The organism is Mesorhizobium sp. M5C.F.Ca.IN.020.32.2.1, assembly GCF_004023105.1.
In the GTDB taxonomy this organism is placed as follows: domain Bacteria; phylum Pseudomonadota; class Alphaproteobacteria; order Rhizobiales; family Rhizobiaceae; genus Mesorhizobium; species Mesorhizobium wenxiniae.
Window position 1 is genome coordinate 1 of sequence record NZ_RZSX01000287.1, and the last position, 6,866, is coordinate 6,866.

Consider the following 6,866-nt stretch of genomic DNA (forward strand, 5'->3'; position numbering starts at 1 on the left):
TATCTCCCGTTTGTGGCGCACCACGAAGCCGGGCACGCGGTGGCCGCCATCGTTTTGAACCGTCAGATGTTCGACGACGACCGTAAACTCCCTGCTTTCTCAAGTGTTAGTATTTACCCCGACCCCGGTGACGGAGATTACCGTGGTGTTGTCGAAGGCGCGGGTTTTTATTCAGCGCAAGGATTCACCTCGAAGCGAAAGCCGATTTTCGAGGACGATATGGATCAATATTTGGAACGCGATTGTGCGATCCGGGAGATAGTTACGTGTCTGGCAGGTCCTTTTGCAGAATCCGCATTCGAAGGCTATCTGGACCCGTTCGATATGGCGATGAATGCGTCCGACGAGAATGAGGGGAGCAGCGACTACGCGGATGCCAAGCGAATCTATGGTGAGTTGCGGTTCCTGATGCCGCGCCGCCCCGATTGGGGGCGGATCCCGCATCGCGGCAACTTCCGTACGCCTCTGTCCGGTCAGCATGAGCAGCTTGACGATGGAGCCGAACGAATAGCCGATATCGCCCGGTTCGGGCTCACAGCCCGTCCATATAGCCGCCAGTTCGGCATCGTTCACCACCTCGCTTGCGCTTGACGATCAGGGCCGGATTTTCCAATCCCTCGCGGGGAAACCGCGACGAGCCGTTGCGGCGGTTTGCGACACCGGATAGCCGCCAGTTCGGCATCGTTCACCACTCGCTTGCGCTTGACGATCGGGGCCGGATTTTCCAATTCCTCGCGGGGAAACCGCGATGAGCCGTTGCGGCGGTTTGCGACACCAGTTGAAAATGCCCGCATATACCAGAAGGCCGTGTTAGCCGCTTGCGGGTGACCCCCGGCGACGATCTTCTTGGTGATGTTAGCAATGTCGGTGTCGGTCACATGGGGGATAGAGCGACTCCCGAGGGCAGGCACAAGATACCGGTTCAGGCTGGCCTCGACCAGTTCCCAGAAATCCCATTCTGCCTTGCCGGTCTTTGCAAAGCCCGCTCCCTTGCATTCGCGCCGATCGGCCGACCCCGTTCGAGGAAGGGCGTGATCTGGTCGGCGGCATGCAGAATCCGGGTGGCGCGGCTGGTCCGGTCGGACGCGGTCTGATCGAGGAAGCCAGCCGGAATGCCGGCGGCTCGTGCGGGAAGGGCGTTCATGAGAAGGTCCTGTCGGGCAAGCTGTTTGGGGGCACGATCACCATAGTTGATCAGGCTCCCGAGTGGGGCATTCTCGTAAATGTCGCTTGCGGACGTATGTTTGCTCTTTGTCCAGAAACAGAAAAGGCCCGATGGGACGGCCGGGCCCAGGGCGGTGTTTTGAGGGTCGTTACTCGGCGGCCTGGAGGTGATCGCCGTCGCCGTCCTCGGTATCGTCAGCGCTGATCTGCGCCTGATTGGCAAGGAAGGCTGGCAGTTCCGATGGAGCTATGCTGGAATTTGGGTGACGAGGCTGATCAAGCGGCGCTCTGCGGCTTCGTTTCGATGACCTCGATTCCGTCCAGGAACCTGGCACCTGCGATGAGTTTCGGCAACTGATTTTGTCCTTTCAATCGTCGCCACGTCCTGGCCGCGGCCATGACCAGCTTGAAGACCATCAGCTGGGCGGTTTTCGAGGATAGCGAGCCCTTGGTACGCACCGTGCGGTGGCGAACGGTCGCAAAGACGCTTTCGATGGGATTGGACCTTCGCAGATGATCCCAGTGTTCGGCGGGGAAATCGTAAAACGCCAGGAACGCATTCTGATCCTTCGTCAGGCAGTCGACCGCCTTAGCATACGCCTCGGCTTCCATCTCGATCGCCTGCGCAAGCAATTTGCGCGCGCCGCTGCGAAGTACATCCGTCAGGTATCACCGATTTCGTCGGGCTGACGAAGGCGAACAATGTTGATAGTCTCGTTCATGGCGTATCGCTCTCCTTGAGAGGTACTGGCAGGCTTCATCACCCGCCTCGATACGCCGCTCTCCTCAAACCGTCATCACCCAGTTTCCGCCATAGCTCCCCCCTGATTGGTCCGCTTCACCTGTGCAACTGCACAGGCTGCCATAGCGGGGAGATTGGCCTCCAATGGCGAAAACTTGCCGCAGGAGACCCTCCGATGACCGTGCCTATGGCGCCGCCGCTACGAAAACTTGCCGACAGGCAGCTCCATCCACTGCCGCGCTTCTGCGCCTTCAAGGGACGTCTGGATGGGACGCAGGAGCCGATGACGGTGACGGAATCAATTCCCTCGGCGTGCTCAGGTCGCGCTGGCCGTCACTGTGCGGGTTCAACGGTCTGGTGGCAATTTGCGCACATCTTCTGTCGCCGACAGTGGCGATGGCTGACGCTTCAACAAAAAGGTGCCTTCGACGTCTGCTGCCTTCGCCGGTGCTTTGCGAAGTGGCATAATGTTTCTACGCACGCAGGCGCGGGCAGGGGGTGTCAGTCATGAATCTCCTGACTGGCGCGGATCAGGCCGATTGGCGGGATGAAAGATCATACGACTACACCGCTGGCCTGACGCTGCGGGAGTGGGCTTGGGAGTTCTTACGCCGCAACCCGGCGTTCCAGCGCGATCTGACCGCTGCGCGCCAGCATTGCAAGACTTGGTCTCTCCGACCCTTTCTCGATATGGTCGCGTCGGCCGGCGACCTGTCACGCTGGGGTGTTCTGTTTCGCGGAGTCTTGTGGCCGCGCTTCGGTCGTATTCTGGTGTCCGCTCTGGTGCGTCCATGTGCTGCCGCTCATTGCGGAACGGTTGCCTGCCTCGTCGCCGACACCGCCGTTCGAACTCTCGGCATTGCCCTGTCGTGCAACCGTCCTGCAGGCGCCCGACAAGAGCCAGCATGTTCTTCTTCGCAATGCGGACCACGCGCTGCAGCTCGCCGTCTCGGGCGCGAATATCCTCCACCCTGTTTGCCTGCATACGCAAGCCATCTGGCCCGCGGTGCTTTTAAAGCATCGACTGAGGGGACTGGAGTGCCTCAATGCTCTCAGTCTAGGGCAACATTTGCCCCCCCGCTTGTTTGCGCCGGAAAAGCGCGGCGTCCGTTTGTCCTTCGTTCTTCGTGCGCTCGACGGTTCGCTCGCCGGAGCACCACATCGCGAGCTCGCCGAAGTTCTCATCGGTCAACGGCGCGTCCATGCCGACTGGGCGGATCCTCGCGATCATCTGCGCGACCGCATCCGTCGGGCCGTCTCGCGTGGCCGCGCGCTCATGAATGGTGGCTACAGAGATTTCCTAATTTGAAATGCGACAGTCCGCGCTGTGCGTCAGTGGATGAACGTTCGCTCGCAGCTGCCCCGTCACCAACAGTTCGCCCGCCGACAGATCTGCATGGCGCCTTGCGGGTACGCTCTGGTCAGGCGTCGGCCGACGCCACAATGACATCGGTGAAGTTGCCAAGGCGGTGGTTCATTAGGGCCGGCCTCGACCTGAACCCACATCAGTGGTCGGAAAGCGGCGTGCACCGCAATGTCGCCATAGCAGCCAAGATCCTTTGAGTCCGGACCTGCAGTCCTGTTGGACCGGCGGGTGCAACAATATGGAGGGATTTGAGACCTCACACTGTCCCCTGGACCGACAGCTCGGTCAGACATCGCACTCACCGCTTGATTATGGAAATGGTGTGCCTGTAGTACAGCGGGTAGCGCTTGCTGCGCACTGTCCTAAGAATAGCAATCATGACCCGTCTGGGGGTCTGCAACACGACGATCCAACCGCTTGGGCATTGTCGCATATCCCACAATGTAGAGTGCGCAACAGGGCAAAAGCTGATCCATCGGCGGTTTATCAATGCTTTTTGGCTTGGCACGGCACATGCAACGCAATCGGCAAAAGGCGCACGAACTGAGTGGCCCCATCGGCCCTAGGAGCGCTGACTTATGCCCTCCCAAGGCATGTCCGGCCCGGCAGCGAGCTCAGTCTCCTGCCGGGCATCCGTGTTTCAGGTCAACGGCGTTAGGAACTTCAAATTAGGTGGCGGCATTGACCGCAGGCCGCCCCCGGTGGGCGGCCGGTGGGCGGAGAGACAGTGCAGCAGGTTTCAAATCCCGCCCATGCAGAGATATTTCATTTCCAGATAGTCCTCGAGGCCATGGCGGGAACCCTCCCGCCCGATGCCGGATTGCTTCATGCCGCCAAACGGTGCCGCCTCCGAGGACATGCGTCCCGTGTTTATGCCAACCATGCCATATTCCAGAGCCTCTGCCACACGCCAGACCCGCTTCATGTTGGAGGCGTAGAAGTATGCGGCGAGGCCGTAAATCGTGTCATTGGCCTCGCGCACGACCTGATCCGCATCGTTGAAGCGAATGATCGGCGCCAGCGGCCCGAATGTCTCCTCTTGCGCGACTGCCATGACGCTGGAAATCTCGGTGAGGACCGTGGGTTTGAAAAACGTGCCATTCTTGCCGATACGTTGGCCCCCGCATCGTATTGTGCCGCCTTTCGCAATGGCATCTGCGATGTGAGACTCTATCTTGGCCAGAGCATGCCTGTCGATGAGCGGTCCGATGTCCACTCCGGCATCGAATCCGTCGCCAACCGACAAGTGCCGGACTTTCTCCACGAATTTCTTGACGAACTCATCGTGAACGCTCGATTGGACGTAAATACGGTTCGCCGAAACGCAGGTCTGGCCGGCATTGCGAAACTTCGCCTGGATCGCACCGTCAACAGCAGCGTCGATGTCGGCATCATCGAAGATGATGAAAGGTGCGTTGCCGCCGAGCTCAAGGCTAACCTTCTTGATCTGGTCAGAGCACTGACGCATCAGCAGCCGCCCGACCTCGGTCGAACCGGTGAAGCTGATCTTGCGGATCTTGGAATTGGTGCAGAGTTCACGGCCGACGCGATCACCTTCGGACGCATAGATCAGGTTGACCACGCCATCGGGAAAGCCGGCCTGATGGGCAAGGGCGAACATTGCGCCAGCCACGAGCGGCGTCTGTTCAGCGGGCTTGAGCACGATCGTGCAGCCCGCAGCCAAGGCCGGCGAGATTTTGCGCGCCACCATGGAGGCCGGGAAATTCCATGGCGTGATCGTGCCAACAACGCCGATGGGCTGCTTGATCACTAGCATTCGGCGGTCTGTCGAGGGTGCCGAGATCGTCTCGCCATAGACGCGATTGGCCTCCTCGGCATACCATTGCAGATACGCCGCCGCATGCGATACCTCTGACATGGCTTCGGCAAGCGGCTTGCCCATTTCCGCAGTCAGAATCGCGGCGAGATCGCCTGCATGGTCGATGATCAGCTGATGCCATCGCCAAAGAACGTCGCTACGCTCTCGGGCAGTCAACGCGGCCCATCCCGACTGCGCAACATAGGCCTTGTCTACCGCAGCACGTGTCTCCTCCACGCCCATATCGGGAAGCTCTGCCAAAACTTCGCCGGTCGACGGATTGACGACCTCGAACGTCTTATTGCCAACCGGTCTGCCGAGTGCCGGCAGGCGGTCGATGGCTCCAAACAGGTGCGGGGATTTCAGACGGCGGATCATCGGCAGGCACAGGGGCAATACCGGATTCCTCCTCAACGCAGCGAACATCCAGGTCGACAGGCCGTCGGTGTGTATTCTGCACCAGCGGGTTCGTCCTAGGGCCTCGGCAAAGCAGCTGGTAGACCAAACATACGACAACAGTTCCGTTAGTTTGAGTGCCCGCGGTTCATCAGTTGATGGATTGAGCAGCCGGATGTTTGCTTCATCCACCCGCTGCCTGCTGGTGGCGTGCGAGTGTATTCTGCAAAAGGCGGCATACATGCTGAGGAGCGCCGTTTCGGCGAGAGGCCCGCCTGGACCGCCAATGCCGCGCAAGGCCCGCGAAACGACTCCGCGGGTCTGCATGATCTGCTTGGCCCACCGGCCTCCATATTCGCTCTTCCCACGAGAAGCCCCAAGGAAGAAGGAAGGCGAGATGAGTTTCTTTACTCATCCTTGCCGCCCAGCGGCGGCCGACCACCAAAATGGCGGGCTCGGCCGAAAGCAGCTTCTTGGCCGCCGCCTTGACCTGTTTGAGCGTCACCCGACCGATGCTGCGGGCGCGACGCTGGTTGTAGTCGACGTCGGCCTTGTGAATCTGCAAATCCAGGAGCCGGTCTGCAATCGAGCTGGTCGAGCCCAGACGGTCAATGGCATAGGTGCCGATCAGGTGCTTCTTCGCCGCCTTGAGCTCGGCCCCGGTCGGTCCTTGCTGCGCCATCTGCTTTACCACATCTCGCACGATGCTCAGCGTTTGGGCGGCGCAGTCCGAGCGTGTCTCTGTCGTAACCAGAAGCTTGTCAAGGGTCAGTTCAGAGCTGACGTGATAGGCAAGGCCGCGTTTTTCGCGCACCTCCTCGAAAAGGCGGGAAGTCATGCCCGAGCCGCCGAGGATGTCATTCATCAGCACGGTGGCGAAGTGATCCGGCGCGCTACGCTTCACGCCAGGCCAGGCCAATCGCAGCGAAGTCTGCGGCAGGTCGCAGTTCTCCTCCACCAGTTGGCCGAGCTTCGGTACGACATCGGCGACGGGGGCGAGGGTTTGTTGCTCAGGCAAGTCACCAAACAGCTGGTCGAGCCTTTCCCTCAGCGTGTTTGCATCAATGTCACCGACCACGGCAATATGGAGCCCGTCGCGAGCGAAAATCGCCTTGTGGAAGGCGAGGAGGTCGGACGGCGTGATGCCGGCCAGGCTCTCTTTTGTGCCTTCTCCCGGCCTCGAAAAAGGATGCGTGCCATAGATCGCGCGCAGCCATTTGCGCTGAGCGATTGCGTCAGGGTCGCGCTCGCTGCCGACGATGTCGGAGACAATCTCGGCGCGGACGCGATCGATCGGCCCCTGGTCGAAGCGCGGCGCGTTGAGTGCGAGCCGAAGCAGGCCGAACGCGGCGTCCTGCTGTTTGGGAAGCATGCACACC

At 60.4% G+C, this 6,866-nt stretch carries 8 protein-coding genes; 3 read left to right on the forward strand and 5 right to left on the reverse strand.

Annotated features, from left to right (window positions below; translation table 11 throughout):
* A partial coding sequence (locus EOA86_RS16080) for a hypothetical protein (RefSeq protein ID WP_206630035.1) occupies positions 1-591 on the forward strand: 591 nt, incomplete at its 5' end.
* Here the strand turns inward: EOA86_RS16080 and EOA86_RS16085 are convergent.
* From EOA86_RS16085 to EOA86_RS16095, 3 genes are all read right to left on the reverse strand, one after another.
* Positions 570-878 (reverse strand): hypothetical protein, encoded by a 309-nt coding sequence (locus EOA86_RS16085; protein WP_128342513.1) that lies wholly within the window; start codon positions 876-878, stop codon positions 570-572. The two genes, EOA86_RS16080 and EOA86_RS16085, sit on opposite strands and share 22 nt — an antisense overlap.
* A gap of 44 nt (positions 879-922) precedes the next feature.
* Positions 923-1,144 carry a hypothetical protein gene (locus EOA86_RS16090; protein WP_127323343.1) on the reverse strand — a complete coding sequence of 74 codons (222 nt, stop codon included), beginning with the start codon at positions 1,142-1,144 and terminating at the stop codon, positions 923-925.
* A 296-nt stretch (positions 1,145-1,440) separates the two neighbouring features.
* Positions 1,441-1,830 carry a transposase gene (locus tag EOA86_RS16095; protein WP_268931540.1) on the reverse strand — a complete coding sequence of 130 codons (390 nt, stop codon included), beginning with the start codon at positions 1,828-1,830 and terminating at the stop codon, positions 1,441-1,443.
* 869 nt (positions 1,831-2,699) lie between these two features.
* Here EOA86_RS16095 and EOA86_RS16100 point away from each other — a divergent pair.
* Positions 2,700-3,215, forward strand: a complete 516-nt coding sequence (locus tag EOA86_RS16100; RefSeq protein WP_236370644.1) for a DUF2285 domain-containing protein — start codon at positions 2,700-2,702, stop codon at positions 3,213-3,215.
* A 796-nt stretch (positions 3,216-4,011) separates the two neighbouring features.
* Here EOA86_RS16100 and EOA86_RS16105 read toward each other — a convergent pair.
* Both EOA86_RS16105 and EOA86_RS16110 read right to left on the reverse strand, forming a co-directional pair.
* On the reverse strand, positions 4,012-5,487 hold the full coding sequence (locus tag EOA86_RS16105) for an NAD-dependent succinate-semialdehyde dehydrogenase (RefSeq protein ID WP_091595859.1): 1,476 nt from the start codon (positions 5,485-5,487) through the stop codon (positions 4,012-4,014).
* A 184-nt stretch (positions 5,488-5,671) separates the two neighbouring features.
* Positions 5,672-6,760, reverse strand: a complete 1,089-nt coding sequence (locus EOA86_RS16110; protein WP_348633350.1) for a pitrilysin family protein — start codon at positions 6,758-6,760, stop codon at positions 5,672-5,674.
* On the opposite strand from EOA86_RS16110, the gene EOA86_RS41515 reads away from it, so the two are divergent.
* The coding region (locus tag EOA86_RS41515) for a hypothetical protein (RefSeq protein ID WP_348633351.1) at positions 6,677-6,866 on the forward strand (190 nt) is incomplete at its 3' end. The two genes, EOA86_RS16110 and EOA86_RS41515, sit on opposite strands and share 84 nt — an antisense overlap.

Coding starts and splice junctions, on each gene's coding strand:
- EOA86_RS16090 (WP_127323343.1), bottom strand. CDS start 1,144: ATGAACGCCCTTCCCGCACGAGCCGCCGGCATTCCGGCTGGCTTCCTC.